General features: G+C 63.1%; 14 protein-coding genes. 11 read left to right on the forward strand and 3 right to left on the reverse strand.

Annotated features, from left to right (window positions below):
* The first annotated feature begins 112 nt into the window (after positions 1 to 112).
* From L8K08_RS15130 to L8K08_RS15180, 11 genes are all read left to right on the forward strand, one after another.
* Positions 113 to 466 carry a hypothetical protein gene (locus tag L8K08_RS15130; protein WP_242198295.1) on the forward strand — a complete coding sequence of 118 codons (354 nt, stop codon included), beginning with the start codon at positions 113 to 115 and terminating at the stop codon, positions 464 to 466.
* A gap of 258 nt (positions 467 to 724) precedes the next feature.
* A complete protein-coding gene (locus L8K08_RS15135) occupies positions 725 to 1,684 on the forward strand; it encodes a MoxR family ATPase (RefSeq protein WP_034106117.1) in 960 nt (319 codons plus the stop codon).
* A 5-nt stretch (positions 1,685 to 1,689) separates the two neighbouring features.
* Complete coding sequence (locus L8K08_RS15140; protein WP_094952755.1) at positions 1,690 to 2,622, forward strand: DUF58 domain-containing protein; 933 nt, start codon at positions 1,690 to 1,692, stop codon at positions 2,620 to 2,622.
* On the forward strand, positions 2,619 to 3,113 hold the full coding sequence (locus tag L8K08_RS15145) for a DUF4381 domain-containing protein (protein WP_145166030.1): 495 nt from the start codon (positions 2,619 to 2,621) through the stop codon (positions 3,111 to 3,113). The genes L8K08_RS15140 and L8K08_RS15145 overlap by 4 nt, the downstream gene beginning before the upstream one ends.
* Positions 3,106 to 4,194 carry a VWA domain-containing protein gene (locus L8K08_RS15150; RefSeq protein WP_242198297.1) on the forward strand — a complete coding sequence of 363 codons (1,089 nt, stop codon included), beginning with the start codon at positions 3,106 to 3,108 and terminating at the stop codon, positions 4,192 to 4,194. The genes L8K08_RS15145 and L8K08_RS15150 overlap by 8 nt, the downstream gene beginning before the upstream one ends.
* The gene (locus L8K08_RS15155) at positions 4,191 to 5,930 is read left to right on the forward strand and encodes a tetratricopeptide repeat protein (RefSeq protein ID WP_242198300.1); all 1,740 of its coding nucleotides are present in this window, start codon (positions 4,191 to 4,193) and stop codon (positions 5,928 to 5,930) included. Before L8K08_RS15150 ends, L8K08_RS15155 begins: the two co-directional genes overlap by 4 nt.
* Positions 5,927 to 7,567: a BatD family protein gene (locus L8K08_RS15160; RefSeq protein ID WP_242198303.1), complete on the forward strand. Its 1,641-nt coding sequence runs from the start codon at positions 5,927 to 5,929 to the stop codon at positions 7,565 to 7,567. The genes L8K08_RS15155 and L8K08_RS15160 overlap by 4 nt, the downstream gene beginning before the upstream one ends.
* Before the next feature lie 1,412 nt (positions 7,568 to 8,979).
* Positions 8,980 to 9,264: a hypothetical protein gene (locus L8K08_RS15165; RefSeq protein WP_242198306.1), complete on the forward strand. Its 285-nt coding sequence runs from the start codon at positions 8,980 to 8,982 to the stop codon at positions 9,262 to 9,264.
* A gap of 172 nt (positions 9,265 to 9,436) precedes the next feature.
* Positions 9,437 to 10,678: an exonuclease SbcCD subunit D C-terminal domain-containing protein gene (locus tag L8K08_RS15170; protein WP_242198308.1), complete on the forward strand. Its 1,242-nt coding sequence runs from the start codon at positions 9,437 to 9,439 to the stop codon at positions 10,676 to 10,678.
* The gene (locus L8K08_RS15175; RefSeq protein WP_242198310.1) at positions 10,675 to 14,313 is read left to right on the forward strand and encodes an AAA family ATPase; all 3,639 of its coding nucleotides are present in this window, start codon (positions 10,675 to 10,677) and stop codon (positions 14,311 to 14,313) included. The genes L8K08_RS15170 and L8K08_RS15175 overlap by 4 nt, the downstream gene beginning before the upstream one ends.
* Positions 14,310 to 14,903, forward strand: a complete 594-nt coding sequence (locus L8K08_RS15180; protein WP_242198312.1) for a glutathione S-transferase — start codon at positions 14,310 to 14,312, stop codon at positions 14,901 to 14,903. The genes L8K08_RS15175 and L8K08_RS15180 overlap by 4 nt, the downstream gene beginning before the upstream one ends.
* Positions 14,904 to 15,029: 126 nt before the next feature.
* Here the strand turns inward: L8K08_RS15180 and L8K08_RS15185 are convergent, their stop codons facing one another.
* The 3 genes from L8K08_RS15185 to L8K08_RS15195 all read right to left on the reverse strand — a co-directional run bounded on the left by L8K08_RS15185 (position 15,030) and on the right by L8K08_RS15195 (position 16,815).
* Positions 15,030 to 15,209: a hypothetical protein gene (locus L8K08_RS15185; protein ID WP_145166200.1), complete on the reverse strand. Its 180-nt coding sequence runs from the start codon at positions 15,207 to 15,209 to the stop codon at positions 15,030 to 15,032.
* Between the two features lie 156 nt (positions 15,210 to 15,365).
* Positions 15,366 to 16,541: a lactonase family protein gene (locus L8K08_RS15190; RefSeq protein ID WP_242198314.1), complete on the reverse strand. Its 1,176-nt coding sequence runs from the start codon at positions 16,539 to 16,541 to the stop codon at positions 15,366 to 15,368.
* Positions 16,528 to 16,815 (reverse strand): DUF5629 family protein, encoded by a 288-nt coding sequence (locus tag L8K08_RS15195; protein ID WP_242198316.1) that lies wholly within the window; start codon positions 16,813 to 16,815, stop codon positions 16,528 to 16,530. Before L8K08_RS15195 ends, L8K08_RS15190 begins: the two co-directional genes overlap by 14 nt.
* Positions 16,816 to 16,855 lie beyond the last annotated feature (40 nt).

Consider the following 16,855-nt stretch of genomic DNA (forward strand, 5'->3'; position numbering starts at 1 on the left):
GTGACTGGTATTGCCCGTCAGGTCATGCACTGCGTCTGACACACGATGCAGCACAAAATTCGCCGCAATGGCACAATTGGCGCGCTGCGCCCTCCCCCAGACAGGATTTCCCATGCTGCAACTGAACACTGACGCACTGATGGCCACCCCGTGCGACGACGAAGAAGACAACATGGCCATGCTCTGCTGCCACGGCAAAAACGGCGAGATGTTCATGCTCACCCGTTACCCGGATGAAGAGGAAGTAGAACTGACCTGGGATTACGAGCCGTCGACCCTGGATGGCCTGAAAGTCACCTTGAGCGACACGACGTTGCTGATTGAGCTGGCCGCCGGCGATGCCGATGCGCTGGGGGGCAAGGATCAGTTGGAAATTCTCCACAGCACCGCCGCGTCGGATTTGGCTGAAGTTGAGGAAACCTTGCAGAACATTCTTAAGGGCACTGGTACGTTCACCCGAATCTAAGCTGCACCAACGATCAAATGCGGGAGGGGGCTCGCCCCCGATAGCAGTCGCTCAGTCGCAGATGTGAAAACTGATCCACCGCTATCGGGGGCAAGCCCCCTCCCACATTGACCCAGCTCCCATACAAATTTCCTACAAGATTTGCCAAAAATACCCGTCACGCCGTTAGTCGCCACCCCCCTCGATGCATTAAAGTAAGCGCCCCAGGCCCGGCGCTTTTTATCAACGCCCGGTCAATCTCTCCAGGAACCGTCATCGATGGAACATCGTGAAGCGCTGCTCGCGCTGCGAACTTTTCTTTCTACGCAGATTCTCGGCCAGGAAAAACTCATTGATCGCCTGCTGATCGCCCTGCTGGCCGACGGCCACATGCTGGTCGAAGGCGCACCGGGCCTGGCCAAGACCAAGGCCATCAAAGAGTTGGCTGAAGGCATCGAAGCGCAGTTCCATCGTATCCAGTTCACCCCCGACCTGCTGCCCGCCGACATCACGGGCACCGAGATCTATCGCCCGGAAACCGGCAGTTTCGTGTTCCAGCAGGGGCCGATTTTCCACAACCTGGTGCTGGCCGACGAAATCAACCGCGCGCCGGCCAAGGTGCAGTCGGCATTGCTCGAAGCCATGGCCGAGCGCCAGGTCAGCGTGGGCCGCAGCACGTATGACCTGTCGCCGCTGTTTCTGGTAATGGCCACGCAAAACCCCATCGAGCAGGAAGGCACCTACCCGCTGCCCGAAGCCCAGCTCGACCGTTTCCTGATGCACGTCAAAATCGGCTTCCCGGACGCTGCCGTCGAACGGCGCATCCTGCAACAAGCCCGCGGCGAAGCCCTCAACGGTGAAACCAAACCCGAGCGCCGCGTCAGCCAGCAGGCGATCTTCGCGGCGCGCAAGGAAATCCTCGGCCTGTACATGGCCGACGCGGTGGAGGAATACCTGGTGCAGCTGGTCATGGCCACCCGCACCCCGGCCAAGTTCGACGCGGAGATGGCCGAGTGGATCGCCTACGGCGCCAGCCCGCGTGGTTCCATCGCCCTGGACCGCTGCGCGCGTGCCCACGCCTGGCTGGCCGGGCGCGACTTTGTCAGCCCGGAAGACATCCAGGCGGTGCTGTTCGACGTGCTGCGCCATCGCATCATCCTGTCGTTCGAAGCGGAAGCGGCCGGCATCGACCAGGACCGTGTGGTGCAACGCATCCTCGACGTCGTTGCCGTCGCTTGAACCCCATGAACGCAAGCGATGGCATCCGCGTCACACTCAGCGAATTGATTGAGATGCGCCACCGCGTGCGCGAAGTGCAGCTGTTTTCCACGCCGAGCCAGCGCAGCCCGCTGATCGGCCTGCATCATTCCAAGCTGCGTGGGCGTGGCGTCGACTTCGACCAGGTGCGCGTGTACCAGGCCGGCGACGACGTGCGCACCATCGACTGGCGCGTCACGGCGCGCACTCAGGAGCCGCACACCAAACTGTTCCACGAAGAGCGCGAACGTCCGATTTTCATCATGGTTGAGCAAAGTTGTCGGCTGTTTTTCGGCTCTGGCCAGATGTTCAAGTCAGTGCTCGCCGCGCAAGCCGCCAGCCTGATTGGCTGGGCAGCGCTGGGGCATAACGACCGCGTCGGCGGGCTGGTGTTTGGCGACAACGAACACTACGAAATCAAACCCCGGCGCAGCAAACAAAGCCTGCTGCAACTGCTCAACCGCCTGGTGCGCGTCAACCAGAGCCTGAACACCGAGAGCCGCCCCGAAGCCGACGCGCTGGGCATGGCGCTGCGCCGTGGCCGCGAAGTGCTGCGCCCAGGCAGCCTGGTGATTGTGATCTGCGACGAGCGCGCGCTGACCGAAGGCGCAGAGCAACAGCTCAGCCTGCTGTCTCGGCACTGCGACCTGCTGCTGTTGCCGATTTCAGACCCGCTGGACCACGCCCTGCCCGCCGCCGGGCTCTTACGTTTTGCCGAGCGAGGCGCACAACTGGAACTCGACACGCTGAACTTCGATTTGCGCCAGGCCTACAAAGCCCAGGCCGAAGCCCGCATCGCACGTTGGGAGCTGCTGGCGCAAAAGCTGCGAATCCTGCTGATGCCGTTGAGCACGCAAAGCGAAATGGTCGAGCAACTGCGCGAATACCTCAACCCGCAACGCCCGGTTAAAAAGCAATGAGCAGCCTCGACCAACTGCAACCCTTGATCGCCCCGCCGGCGATCGGTTTCTGGCCGCCTGCGCCGGGGTGGTGGCTGTTGCTGCTGGTGATTCCGCTGCTCGGCTGGGGGCTGTGGTCGCTGCGCCGTTTGCTGCCCAAGCGCCGCCCGGTGGCCCGCGCCGAACAACCGCTGGACCCACTGCGCATCGCCGCCCTCGCCGAGCTGGCGTTGATGCCCAAACCCTACGACGGCGCGCCCGCCGGTGCCTGGCTGCAGCAACTCAACGGCCTGCTCAAGCGCCTGTGCCGCAACGATTACCCCTACAGCCAGAGCCACACCCTCAATGGCCGCAAATGGCTGGCGTTCCTCGACAACCGCTGCCCGGCTGCCGGCCTCACGCGCTGGATGGTGCTGGTGGAAGGCGCTTACAAACCCGAATGCAAACTCGACGACAAGGCCATCGCCGGCCTGACCCAAGCCGTCGACACCTGGATTCGCAAACATGTTTGAGTTCGCCTGGCCGTGGATCTTCGCCCTGTTGCCATTGCCCTGGTTGATGCGACTGGTCTTGCCGGTGGCCGACAGCGGTGAGCCGGCGTTAAAGGTCAGCTACCTCGCCGACCTCGAAGGCCTGGCCCGCCGCCGCGCACGCGTCAACCTGCCCGGCTGGCGCCAACAGGCGCCGTTTGTGGTGATGTGGTTGCTGCTGTTGACCGCCGCCGCGCGCCCGGAATGGCTCGGCGAGCCGCTGCCGATTGCCGCCAGCGGCCGCGACCTGCTGGTGGCGGTGGACGTGTCCGGCTCGATGGACTTCCCCGACATGCACTGGCAGGACGAGGACGTCAGCCGCTTGAGCCTGGTGCAACACTTGCTCGGCGACTTCCTTGAAAGCCGTGAAGGCGACCGCGTCGGCCTGATCCTGTTTGGCAGCCAGGCCTACCTGCAAGCGCCGCTGACCTTTGACCGGCGTACCGTGCGCGCCTGGCTCGACGAAGCGCGCATCGGCATCGCCGGCAAGAACACCGCCATCGGCGACGCGATCGGTCTGGCCCTGAAACGCCTGCGCCAGCGCCCGGCGCAAAGCCGCGTGCTGATTCTGGTCACCGACGGCGCCAATAACGCCGGACAGATAGACCCGCTGACCGCCGCGCGCCTGGCCGCTGAAGAAGGCGTGAAGATTTACCCGATCGGCATCGGCGCCGATCCGGCGCAAACCGGTTCCCTGGGCATTCTGGGCGTCAACCCGAGCCTGGACCTCGACGAACCCGCGTTGAAGGCCATCGCCGACGCCACCGGTGGCCGCTATTTCCGCGCCCGCGACGGCGACGAGTTGCTCAAGATCAAGCAAACCCTCGACCAGCTTGAGCCCGTTGCCCAGCAACCGACCCAGGCACGTCCGGCCCTGGCGCTGTACAGCGCGCCGTTGGCCCTTGCGCTGGTTCTGAGCCTGTTGCTGGTGATCCAGGAACGCTGGCCCAACAACGCGCTGCAACGCGCCTGGCATAAACTCTCGACCAAGGGCAATTTCCTGCAACAGCACCCAGAATGGCGCCAGCGCCTCAAACGCCTGCGTTTGCGGAGGCGTCGATGATCGACCTCTGGCCGCACTGGTTCCGCCCTTGGTGTGTAGTGCTGTTGCCGTTGCTCGGCTGGCTGCTGTGGCAGCTGTGGCATCGGCAAAAGCGCGCCGGGCGCTGGCAGATCATCTTGCCGCCGGCGTTTCATGCGGTGCTGCTCAGTGGCGGCAATGGCCGCGAGAGCAAATCGCCGTGGGTGGTGCTGGGCATCGCCTGGCTGTTGGCCGTGTTGGCGTTGCTCGGCCCCAGCTGGCAACGGGTTGAACAGTCCAGCCAGAAACCCGCCGACCCGCTGGTGGTGCTGCTGGAATTGACCCCGGAAATGCTCGCCACCGACAGCCCGCCCAATCGCCTCGAACAAGCTCGGCGCAAGCTGTATGACTTGCTGCAGGCGCGCGCCGATGCACCGACTGCCATCGTCGTGTATGCCGGCAGCGCCCACACGCTGGTGCCGCTGTCGGATGACTTGGCCACCAGCCGCAACCTGCTCGAAGCCCTGCGCCCCTCGATCATGCCCGAGCCCGGCCATCGCGCCGACCTCGCCGTGGAGAAGGCCCTGGGCTTGCTCAAGCAAGGCGGTCTGGGCCAAGGGCGCCTGTTGTTGGTGGGCGCATCGCTGTCCAAGCAGGAGCGCCAAGGCATTCGGCTGCAGCTGCAAGGGGCCCAGGCGCCCAGCTTGTCGATCCTCGGCATCGGCAGCCGTGAAGGCACGCCGGTGACCCAGGAAAGCGGCGAGTTCCTCAAGGACGACCAGGGCGCGATTCTGGTGCCGCGCCTCGACAGCCCGACCCTCAAGGCGTTTGCCAGCGAAATGGGCGGCCGCTATCGCGCCGCGCGCCTGGACGACAAGGACCTGCGCCAACTCAACCTGCTCGATGGCCCGCAGAACCTGCGCAACGACGGCCAACTGCTGCACCTCGATGCCTGGGCCGACCAGGGTTATTGGCTGCTGCTGCCACTGTTGCTGCTCGCGGCCTGCGCCGGGCGCCGCGGCTGGCTGTTCTGCCTGCCGTTGCTGTTAATGGGTGCGCCGCAGCCCAGCTATGCCTTCGATTTCCAGGACCTGTGGCTGCGTCCCGACCAACAGGGCCAGTACCTGCTGAAGAAAAAACGCCCGGCCGAAGCCGCCGAACACTTCGAAAACCCGCAATGGCAGGGCGTTGCCTTGTACGAGGCGGGAAATTACGCCGAGGCGATCAAGCGTTTTGCGCTGAGCAATGACGCCTATTCCCACTACAACCGCGGCAATGCCCTGGCCAAGTCCGGCGAACTGGAAGCCGCGATTGATGCCTACGAACAGGCGCTGGAAGCCCAACCCGACCTGCAACCGGCGTTGAAAAACAAAGCGCTGGTCGAAACCCTGATTCAGGAAAAGGCCCAGCCCGAGCCCGCCAAGCCGGCAAAAAAGGAAGATGACGAAACCACCCAACCCGGCCAAACTGCGCAACCGGGCACCAGCGGGCAAAGTGCCACGAGTGGCGAACAATCGCCCCAAGGCCAGGGCGAGGCCGGCACCGGCGATACCCAGACCGGCGGCACGCCCAAAGCTGGCGGCAACGACGTACCGGGCAGCGAACTGGGTGATGAACACACCACCACCCCGCCGCTGCGCCCTGCCGATGCCAACATTGACGGCGAACATCGCCAAGCCCTGGAGCAATGGCTGCGGGAGATCCCGGACAACCCCGGCGAACTGCTGCGGCGCAAATTCTGGTACGAACAGCAACAACATCAGGACAAGACTCGATGAGCCGCCGCACCACCCTTCTGCTCCTGCTCGCGTTAACGGCAGGCCACGCCCAGGCGGCAAACCTGGTCGCCAGCGTCGACCGCAGCCGCCTCAATTCCGGGGAAACGGTGGAGCTGACGGTCGAGTCCAGCGACGTCACCCAATTCGGCAAGCCGGACCTGGCGCCGCTGGATGCGCAGTTTGAAGTCAGCGGCACCCGCCAGATCAACCAACTGACCACCCTGGGCGGCGACAATCACGCCACCACGCGCTGGATCATCACCCTGCTGCCCAAGGAAAACGGCACGGTGGTGATTCCACCGCTGCAAGTGGGCGAGCTCAAGACCCAGCCGATCAGCCTGCAAGTGGTCGAAACCGCGAGCCAGAACACCAGCGCCGAACTGGCCCCGGTGTTCATCGAGGCCAACCTCGACCAGAGCAGCGTGTACGTCCAGGCCCAGGCGCTGCTGACCGTGCGCGTGTACCACTCGGTGTCGCTGTATGACGACAGCAGCCTCACGCCGTTGCAGATTCCCGATGCGCGCATCGAGCAATTGGGCGAGTCGCGCACCTATGAAAAAGTCATCAACAGCATTCGCCATGGCGTGATCGAAACCCGCTATGCGATCTACCCGCAACACAGCGGCGCCTTGGTGATTCCAGGGCAGACCTTCAGCGCCACGCTGGTGGAATCGCGCCCGCCGCAGGAAAACACGCTGCAGGGCACCAAGCCGGGCAAGCTGATTCACGTCAGCTCAGCCGAAATTGCGCTGACGGTCAAACCCAAGCCGACGCTGTACCCGGCCGACGCGCCGTGGATACCGGCCCGCAGCCTCAGCCTGACGCAAGCCTGGAACCCAGAGCCTGAGCACGTGCAAGTCGGCGACTCGCTGACCCGCAGCCTCACGGTCAAGGCCGAAGGGTTGTCCAGCGCGCAACTGCCGGCCCTGCCCAGCACCGACATCAATGGCCTGCGCCGCTACCCCGACCAGCCGGTGCTGGGCAATCAGAACAACGACCACGGCCTGACCGGCAGCCGCGAAGACCGCGAAGCCCTGGTGCCGACCCGCGCCGGCGCCATCGAACTGCCTGCCGTCGAGGTGGTGTGGTGGAACACCCACGAAGACCACCTCGAACGCACCAGCCTGCCTGCCCGCACGCTGCAGGTGGCGACCAACCCGAGCCTGGTGGTCGACACGCCCGCCACGCCGACCGTGATCACCGCACCAGACGATGACCGCCTGTGGCTGTGGCAGCTCAGCACGTTGATCTTTGCCTGCACCACGCTGCTGGGCTTCGGCCTGTGGTGGCGTGCGCGTCGGCAACCGGCTGTGCAACGGGCCGCTCAGACGGGCCCGAGCCCGCGCTCACTGCTCGACGACCTCAAGCGCGCCACCCAGGCCAACGACCCACAGGCCACGCGTCAGGCGCTGGATGCCTGGGCGCGGCAACAGCCGGAGACCTTGGCCGACATGGCGGCGCGGTTTGTGCCGTTGTCGGATGCGCTGGACGGGTTGAATGGCGCGCTCTACAGCGAAAGTGGCCATTTCTGGTTGGGTGAAGACCTTTGGCGGGCGGTCAAGGCCATCCCGGTTGCTGAGCGAGAGCAAGACCCGGCGACGGATACCACCAGCTTGCCGCCGTTGTATCCCAAGTAGGCCCTGGGTGTGCGGTGTATTTACCCATGCTGTTTGGACCGTGGTTGGCGCAGGGTCGCTGGGTGTATATCCGTTATTTGGGTGATGGCGGGTATTGGTTCCGCTCTTACAGCGGGTCACTTTTGAAAAGAGCCCAAAAGTAACCAAAAGGCTCTTGCCCCACCACTCGGCACCTCGCCTAGGCTCGGTGTGCCCTCACGCAGACTTGAATCCGTGGGCCGCCGCGACGGGCCATCCATGGCCCAACGCGGCTAACCCGGCGTCCTGCCGGGTTACCCACGGATTCAAGCCTGCGTTCGGCCAGCGTGGTTTAACGGGGCGCCTAAGATCAAAGTCAAAAGCAGATCAAGATCAAAAGCAGAGCACGGCGGCCTAGTAGCCGACCTGAGTGGTTAGATCAAAAGCGAAAGCGAGGCGGCCTGACAGCCGACCTGATTCTGGATGCTGAACTCAATTCAATGTGGGAGCTGGCTTGCCTGCGATGGCATCAACTGGTTATGCCTGATACACCGAGGTGCCTGCATCGCAGGCAAGCCAGCTCCCACAGAAAAGCAAAGCAGTGCGGTGGTGGAGGCTGAACTCGGTCAAATTGTGGGAGCGGGCTTGCTCGCGAAGGCGGTGGGTCAGTGACATATGAGCTGACTGAACCACCGCATTCGCGAGCAAGCCCGCTCCCACATTTGGAGCTCAGTGCATCAGATAGAGGTGTGTTGCTGTGCTGTTGCCCTGCTTTGCTTCAACCACTCAGGTCGGCTACTAGGCCGCCGTGCTCTGCTTTTGATCTTGATCTGACAGGCCCCGTCAACCACGCTGGCCGAACGCAGGCTTGAATCCGTGGGTAACCCGGCAGGACGCCGGGTTAGCCGCGTTGGGCCATGGATGGCCCATCGCGGCGGCCCACGGATTCAAGCCGGAGTGAGGGAATGCCGAGCCTAGGCGAGGCACCGAGTGGTGGGGCACAGACCTTTTGGTTACTTTTGGGGCGTTTGCCAAAAGTGACCCGCTGTAAGAGCGGAACCCTAAGTGGCCGTGACCGCAGCAACGGATATGTACTCCCCCACCCCCGCCCCCACGGTAGATCAGTGCCGCCTGATCGACACGCATTGTTAAAGGCCAGCAATCCACATCCCTTTAATTTGCGGGAAGTTTCCTAGACAATCCTTCGGCCTTGCGCCTGCTCACCTCACTGGCTAGCCTTCGCTCCGTCGCTGCATATCAGCGATCAGGGGTGAGATCCTGTGTAGGCGCCAAGTGTCACAACCGCGAGCGATATGCTCTATGGCGGCTGTGTGCGGGCAGACTTCGGTCTGGCCGGGTGCTCCTACCGGTTATCTCACCCCGCACATAGCTGCCACCTTTTGTCGAGTGAGATCTGCAAAAGAATGGCTCCCAACCTTCTAGGAGTTTCATTCATGAACAAAATCGTCCCCGACCCACCCCACGAAATTTTTGAGCGCGCCCTGCGCCATTACTTGCAACCCGACTCACTGCCGTCCTTCGTCGCGCATCACGACCTCAGCTTCGAAGACGCCCTGGCCCAAATCTGCGACCTGCTGCGCTGCGCCGCCGCCACCGCGGCCGGCACCACGCAAACGCTGCTCGGCCATGAACGCGACATGGCGAGCGCCACCGAACACCTGATCAACAACGCCAAAACCTTGGCCGACCGCGCGCTGAACTGCCTGCACGCCGCATAACCCCTGTGGGCGCTGGCGTGCCTGCGATACAGGCACCTCGGTCTTTCAGTCAACCGAGGCGATACCATCGCAGGCAAGCCAGCTCCCACAGTTGATCTGGGCCAGCCGCGGGCACCGAACCTGCTTTTACAGGTAAACTCCCCTCCTTTTCATCTTCTCCCCGGAGTTCGCCTTGCGTCTGTTCCACACCTCCGACTGGCACCTCGGCCAAAACCTGCATGGCCAGGAACGCGACTTCGAACACGCCTGTTTCCTCGAGTGGCTGCTGGGCCAATTAAAAGCCGAGCAGCCCGATGCGCTGCTGATCGCCGGCGATATCTTCGACACGGTCAACCCGCCGCTCAAGGCCCAGGAGCGGCTGTACGACTTCATCATCAGCGCTCACGAACACAACCCGAAACTCACGATTGTGATGATCGCCGGCAACCACGACTCCGGCTCGCGCATCGAATTGCCCGCGCCGTTGATGCGCCGCCTGCGCACGCATGCCTTGGGCCGCGTGCTGTGGCTGGATGACGGCCAACTGGATGCCGAGCGCCTGCTGATCCCGCTGCCTGACGCCAAAGGCAAGATCGCCGCCTGGTGCCTGGCGCTGCCGTTTTTGCGCCCGGCGGAAGTCACCGGCGCGCACTTGGGCGACGACTACCTGCGCGGCATCGGCCAGGTGCATGAATGGCTGATTGCCGCCGCCAATGCCAAACGCAAAAAAGGCCAGGCGCTGATTGCCATCAGCCATGCGCATATGGCCGGTGGTTCGGTGTCGGAAGACTCCGAGCGCAGCCTGATCATCGGCAATGCCGAGGCGCTGCCCGCCAGCCTGTTCGATGCCAGCGTGAGCTATGTGGCCCTGGGCCACTTGCACAAGCCGCAAAAGGTGAACGGTGAAGAACGCATTCGCTACAGCGGCTCGCCGATTCCCCTGTCGTTTTCCGAAATCGGCTACAAGCATCAGATTCTCGACGTGGTCTTCCAGGGCCGACGCCTGGTCAGCGTCGAGCCGCGCCTGATTCCGCGTTCGGTCAACCTGCAACGCCTGGACGCTGCGCCGCTGGCGGAGATCCTCAAGCAACTGGCGGATCTGCCCGACATCGACCTGCTCGCCGAGACCCAACGCCACCCGTGGCTGGAAGTGCGGGTGCGCCTGGACGAGCCGCAACCGGACCTGCGCCAGCAAATCGAAACCGCCCTGCAAGGCAAGGCCGTGCGCCTGGTGCGCATCGCCGCCGAATATGCCGGCAAGCGCGGCAGCGACGCCACCGACGACGAGCGCCTGGTCGAACTCGACCAGCTCACGCCCCAGGAGCTGTTCAGCCGCGCCTGGCAGGACAACTACGGCAGTGAAGTGGATGAACAGACCTTGAAGGATTTCGCCGTGCTGCTCCAGGAAGTGCAACAGGCGGGTGAACAGCCATGAAGATTCTTGCCATCCGCCTGAAAAACCTTGCCTCACTGGCCGGCCCGTTTGAAATCGACTTTACCGCCGAGCCCCTGGCCAGCGCCGGGTTGTTTGCCATCACCGGGCCGACCGGCGCGGGCAAAAGTACCTTGCTCGATGCCTTGTGCCTGGCGCTGTTTGGCGCGGTGCCGCGCCTGGGCGATACCGGCCAGGCCAAGATGCCGGATGCCGACAGCGACATTTCCATCGGCGACCCACGCACCCTGCTGCGCCGCGGCACCGGCGGCGGTTATGCCGAGGTGGACTTTGTCGGCGTCAACGGCCGTCGCTACCGTGCGCGCTGGGAAGCCAACCGCGCCCGCGACAAGGCCAGCGGCAAGTTGCAGAACAGCCGGCAAAGCCTGATCGACCTGGACAGCGACCAACTGCTGGCCAGCCAGAAGACCGAATACAAGACCCAGCTGGAACTGGCCCTGGGCCTGAATTTCGAGCAGTTCACCCGCGCGGTGTTGCTGGCGCAAAGTGAATTCAGCGCGTTCCTCAAGGCCAACGACAATGAGCGCAGCGAACTGCTGGAAAAGCTCACCGACACCGCGCTCTACACCCAGCTTGGCCGCCGCGCCTTCGACAAGGCCAAGGACGCCAAGGACGCGCACAAACAGCTGCAAGACCAGGCCACCGGCGTGGTGCCATTGGCCGCCGAGGCCCGCGCCGAACTGGATCAACAGCTCGCCACGGCGCAGCAGCAGCTCAAGACCCAGCAGGCCCAGCTCAAGCAGTTGGAGTTGCAGCACACCTGGCTCAAGGAGTTGCGCGAATGGCAGGAGCGCCAACAAAGCGCGACTGAGCAACTGCAACGCGCGCAGGCCGATTGGGAGGGCCAAGGCCAGCAACGCCAGGACCTGAGCCGCCTGGAGCACTTGGCGCCACAACGCCATCAGTTTGCTCGACAGGCTGAACTCGGCGCGTTGCTGACGCCGCTCGCCGCGCAGATTCAGCAACACAGCGAGCAGCAAACCGCACTGCACATGCGTCAGGAGCAGGCGCAAGCCCAGCAAGCGGCGGCCCAGGCGGCACTGGCTGAGGCGCTGAAGCACCAGGCCGACGCCGTGCCCTTGTTGCGCCAGGCCTTTGAAGCACAAAGCACCCTCGCCCACTTGACCAAGGACCTGGCCAAACGCACCGAGGACCAACAGCAACACGAAGTCGCCTGCACCCAAGGCCAGACATTGTTGAAGGGCTTGCAGGACAAGCACACCCACGTTGCCGAACGCCTGCAACGCCTGGCTGCCGAGCTGGAGCGCAGCGCCGCCCTGGCGCCGCTGAGCGATGCCTGGAGCGCTTACCGCGACCGTCTGCAACAGCTGATGCTGATCGGCAATCGCTTGAACAAAGGCCAGAGCGAACTGCCGCAGCTGGAACAACGCGCCACCACCGCCGCCGAAAAGTTCGCTCAGCAGCGTGACGCGTTGGACCTGTTGTATCAGGAAGCCGGCGCCGAGCCGCACGCGGTCGCCGAGCAGATCCAGCTACTGGCGAGCCTGCTGCAGGACAACCGCAAACAGCAACGCGCCTTTGAAGACCTGACGCGGCTGTGGGACAACCAGCAGCAGCTGGACCAACAGGCCGCCAGCCTGACGCAGAAACTTGCGGACGCGCAGCAACAGCGCGAACAACTGAACCAGACCGGTCTGCAAACCAAGGCCGAGCTGGCCGTCGCCGAGCAAACCTTGACGGTGACCAAGCAACTGCTCGAACGCCAACGCCTGGCCCGCAGCGCCAGCGTCGAGGAATTGCGCGAGCAGTTGCAGGACGACCAGCCCTGCCCGGTGTGCGGCAGTCATGAGCACCCCTATCACCAGCCCGAAGCCTTGCTGCAAAGCCTCGGCCGGCATGATGAGAACGAAGAAGCCACGGCGCAGAAAGCCGTCGACGTGCTCAAGGAAAAACTTACCGAGCTGCGCGGCGAAGTGGGTGGTTTGATCGCGCAACAAAAGGAGTTTCTGCAACAGCAGGAGCACCTGGCGACGCAGCAACACGCGCTCAAACCCAGCCTGGATGCACACCCGCTGTCGGCCTCGCTGTTCAACCAGGACGCCACCAAGCGCAGCACCTGGCTGGCCCAGCAACTGGCGCAGCTGACGCAAAGCATCACCCAGGACGAACAACGCCAGGGCGCCCTGCTCAACCTGCAACAAAATGCCGGGCGTTTGCAGCAGCAGTTGCAAGCCGCTCAGGATGCGAGCCAGCAAGCTCGGCAGTTGCTGGTGGACCAGCAACGCGAGCTGTCCAACGATCGCGAACGTCTCGACGAAGAGCTGCATGCCTTCGCCAGCCTGCTGCCCGCCGAAACCCTCGAAGGCTTGCGCCGCGAACCGGCCGCGACCTTTATGCAGCTCGACCAGCAGGTCAGCCAGCGCCTGGAACAGCTGGGCCATCAGCGCGATGAACTGGCCGAGCAGCAGGAACGTCAACAGGCCATCGAGAAAGAACAGACCCATCAGCAGCATCGCCAGCAGCAACTGGACGTCTTGCATCAGCACGTCACCGAGTTGTCCGCGCAGCGACAGGCCGCGCAGGAACAACTTACGGCGCTGCTGGGCGATCATGCCAGCGCTGAACAGTGGCAGCAGCAACTGGATCAGGCGGTGGCGCAGGCACGTCAGCGCGAAACCGACGCCAATCAACAGCTGCAAGACCTGCGTAATGCCCTTATTCAACTGGCTGCCGACCTCAAGGCGCAGCAGGAACGCCAACAGGCACTGACTGCTGAGCAGCACAGCCTCGACGAACGCCTGGGCGAATGGCGGGCGCTGCACCCCGAGTTGGATGACGCCGGGCTCGCGCGCTTGCTGGCCTTTGATGACAGCCAGATCAGCGCGTTGCGCCAGCAGGTGCAACACAGCGAAAAAGCCGTCGAACAAGCCAAGGTGCTGCTGCACGAACGCGAGCAACGCCTCGCCGAGCATCAGGCCTTGCACAACGGCAACCTGGACGCCGAGCAACTCGATAGCAGCCTGGCCACGTTCAACCAGCAATTGGCCGAGGGCGAAAAACACTGCGCCGAGTTGCGCGCGCGCCAGGCCGAAGACCAGCGCCGCCAGGACGCCAACCACGCGCTGGCCGAACAGATCACCCAGGCCTATGAAGAATGGCAACGCTGGGCGCGCCTGAATGCGCTGATCGGTTCGGCCACCGGCGACACGTTCCGCAAGATCGCCCAGGCCTACAACCTGGACTTGCTCGTGCATCACGCCAACGTGCAATTGCGCCAACTGGTGCGCCGCTACCGCCTCAAACGCGGCGGCAGCATGCTCGGGCTGTTGGTGATGGACACGGAAATGGGCGATGAACTGCGCTCGGTGCACTCGTTGTCCGGGGGCGAAACCTTCCTGGTGTCGCTGGCGCTGGCGTTGGGCCTGGCGTCGATGGCGTCCAGCACGTTGAAGATCGAGTCGCTGTTTATCGACGAAGGTTTTGGCAGCCTTGATCCGGAGTCGCTGCAATTGGCGATGGACGCCCTGGACGGTCTGCAGGCCCAGGGCCGCAAGGTGGCGGTGATTTCCCACGTACAGGAAATGCACGAGCGCATCCCGGTGCAGATCCAGGTCAAGCGTCAGGGCAATGGCTTGAGCACGCTGGAGGTCAAGTGAGCGAGGCGCTGCTGTATTCGTTCCGGCGCTGCCCGTATGCGATGCGCGCGCGCATGGCGTTGCGCTACACGGGCGTGCCCGTGCAGATCGTCGAGGTGAGCCTGAAAGCCAAGCCGGCCGACATGCTCGCGCTGTCGCCCAAGGGCACGGTGCCGGTATTGAGCGTGGACGGTCGGGTGATTGAGGAAAGCCTGGAGATCATGCATTGGGCCCTGGCGCAGCACGACCCTGATGACTGGTTGCTCAAGGGCGACCCGCGGGTGCTGGCACTGATCGCCGAGAACGACCAGACTTTCAAACATCACTTGAATCGATACAAGTACGCCGAGCGCTACCCGGAGCAGCCGATGGAACATTATCGGGCCGAGGGTGAGGTGTTTTTGCACAAGCTGGAAGGTTTGCTGGCGGGGAATGAATACTTGTTGGCCGACCATTTGAGCCTGGCCGATGTGGCACTGGCGCCGTTTGTGCGTCAGTTCGCGCATGTGGATTGCGAGTGGTTTGCCGGCACGGAGTATCACCGGTTGCAGGCCTGGCTACAGCGTTTTCTGGAATCACCGCTGTTTGCAGCGGTAATGGCAAAACCCTGAACCCAACACAATCACCTGTGGGCGCTGGCTTGCCTGCGATACCGACAACTCGGTGCAACTGATACACCGAGTTGCTTTCATCGCAGGCAAGCCAGCGCCCACAGGTGACCGTCGCTCAGCTCACGCTCAGTGCTGGGTCTTGTGATCCAGTGCGGCGTAGAAGTTGGCGCTTTGTTGCAGGTATTTCTGGGTGTAGGCGCTGGTGCTGGATTTTTTGCCGGAAACTTCCACGCTGGCGGCGGCAGGCAATGCCACGGTGGCGGAAACAGCGGAAGCGGCGATGATGGAGAAGAGGTTCAAGTTCATGTCGGTAACCCTTGTGTTCGTTGGTTTAGGTGGCCGGTAGAGGCCTTGGAACCCAACTTACGCCCGAGGGCTGAACCTTGGTAATGTTTTGAAACAGTAGCCGCTATTAATAGAATTAATACACCGAGTCAGGCCCCGCATGGCGGGGCCTGTGGCTTATTGACGCACCAGGAACTTCAGGTCACTGGGGGCATCGATCGGCAATTTCTGCACGGTTTTACCCAGCATGCCGGTCTTGGGGTCGCGTTCGACTACCACGATTTCGTTGCTTTTCTGGTTGGCGATCAGCAAAAACTTGCCGCTCGGGTCCAGGCTGAACTCGCGCGGGTGGTCGCCTTCCACGGAACGGCGCTGCAGTTCCTTGAGGTGCGCGGTGGCCGGGTCGATGCTGAACACCAGCATCTGGTTGGCGGTGCCGCGATTGCTCACGTACAGGAATTTGCCGTCGCTGGAGGCGTGCAGCGCCGCGCCGGCCTTGTCGGCCACCGGCTGCCCACCAGCAAAGTCCACCAGTTGGGTCTGGCTGAGCTTGCCGTCGTTGTAATCGAACACGGCAACCTGGGCGCTCATTTCGGTGGTCAGCCAGGCATGCTTGCCATCCGCGCTGAACAGCAAGTGACGCGGGCCGCTGCCCGGTGGCATTGGCACGGCGGCAGGGTTGGCCGGGGTCAGCGGCAGTTCAGGGTTGGCCTTGGGGTCGTAGTGGTAGGCAAACACCTTGTCGGCCCCCAGGTCCTGAACGAACACGTATTTGCCGTCCGGCGATGACACCACCGAATGCACATGGTTGGAGGCCTGACGCTCCGGGTTTACCCGGCTGGACGGATGCCCGCTCAGTTGCACCGGCGCCGACAGCTTGCCAGCGGCGTCAACCGGCAGCACCGCGAGGCTGCCACCCGGATCTTCGAGTACCGAATAGTTGGCAACGAACAGGTAACGTCCATCAGCGGCGAGGCTGGAATGGGTGGGTTCATTGCCCAGGCTCTGCACCTGGTTGATCAGGGTCAACTGATGGTTCTGCGGGTCAATGCTGTAGCTGCTGACGCGGCCGACCGGGTCTTTCTGGCCCGGGCCATTCTCGTTGACCACGAACAAATGCTTCTGGTCTTTGGAGATCGTCAGCCACGACGGGTTGGCTGCCTTCGCGGCCAGTACCGGCTTGCCGCTGAATTGACCGGTACGGCTGTCAAACTGCAGGCGGTAGATACCCTCGCTGGTACCGGCGGTGTAGCTGCCCACCAGCAGTTCATAGGTGTCTGCCGGTGCGGCTTGCACCGACATGGCACCGACACTGCCCGCCATCAGCAGGGGCCAGAATTTACGCATCATCATCCGCTTCATCCTCGTCGTTATTGTTGCCGGTGAACGCGCTCATGCAGATCAGGCGGTGCTCGCCCGAATCACCGTTAAGGGTCCAGCTTTGCAAGGTGTCATCGAAGGTGGCGGCCTGTACCTGCTCCAGGCTGAAACGCCAGCGTTTTTCAGCACGGCCGTCCATGGCGGTGATCAGCAAGGCCTGTTCATCAAAGGTGAAATCAAAGGCATGCAGCCCGTCGATTTCAAGCATGTCGGAAGTCTTCAGGACGGCAGGCAAATTATCGGTCATCACAGTCTTTCATCAGGTTCAAAGCGCTAATGATAGGCCA

Source organism: Pseudomonas sp. TREG-RG-20F-10-E-6-01, assembly GCF_022662455.1.
Lineage (GTDB): Bacteria > Pseudomonadota > Gammaproteobacteria > Pseudomonadales > Pseudomonadaceae > Aquipseudomonas.

Excerpts from the sequence above, each read along its gene's own strand:
- L8K08_RS15130 (WP_242198295.1), top strand. The coding sequence starts at position 113 with ATGCTGCAACTGAACACTGACGCACTGATGGCCACCCCGTGCGACGAC.
- L8K08_RS15135 (WP_034106117.1), top strand. The coding sequence starts at position 725 with ATGGAACATCGTGAAGCGCTGCTCGCGCTGCGAACTTTTCTTTCTACG.
- L8K08_RS15140 (WP_094952755.1), top strand. The coding sequence starts at position 1,690 with ATGAACGCAAGCGATGGCATCCGCGTCACACTCAGCGAATTGATTGAG.
- L8K08_RS15145 (WP_145166030.1), top strand. The coding sequence starts at position 2,619 with ATGAGCAGCCTCGACCAACTGCAACCCTTGATCGCCCCGCCGGCGATC.
- L8K08_RS15150 (WP_242198297.1), top strand. The coding sequence starts at position 3,106 with ATGTTTGAGTTCGCCTGGCCGTGGATCTTCGCCCTGTTGCCATTGCCC.
- L8K08_RS15155 (WP_242198300.1), top strand. The coding sequence starts at position 4,191 with ATGATCGACCTCTGGCCGCACTGGTTCCGCCCTTGGTGTGTAGTGCTG.
- L8K08_RS15160 (WP_242198303.1), top strand. The coding sequence starts at position 5,927 with ATGAGCCGCCGCACCACCCTTCTGCTCCTGCTCGCGTTAACGGCAGGC.
- L8K08_RS15165 (WP_242198306.1), top strand. The coding sequence starts at position 8,980 with ATGAACAAAATCGTCCCCGACCCACCCCACGAAATTTTTGAGCGCGCC.
- L8K08_RS15175 (WP_242198310.1), top strand. The coding sequence starts at position 10,675 with ATGAAGATTCTTGCCATCCGCCTGAAAAACCTTGCCTCACTGGCCGGC.
- L8K08_RS15185 (WP_145166200.1), bottom strand. The coding sequence starts at position 15,209 with ATGAACTTGAACCTCTTCTCCATCATCGCCGCTTCCGCTGTTTCCGCC.
- L8K08_RS15190 (WP_242198314.1), bottom strand. The coding sequence starts at position 16,541 with ATGATGATGCGTAAATTCTGGCCCCTGCTGATGGCGGGCAGTGTCGGT.
- L8K08_RS15195 (WP_242198316.1), bottom strand. The coding sequence starts at position 16,815 with ATGACCGATAATTTGCCTGCCGTCCTGAAGACTTCCGACATGCTTGAA.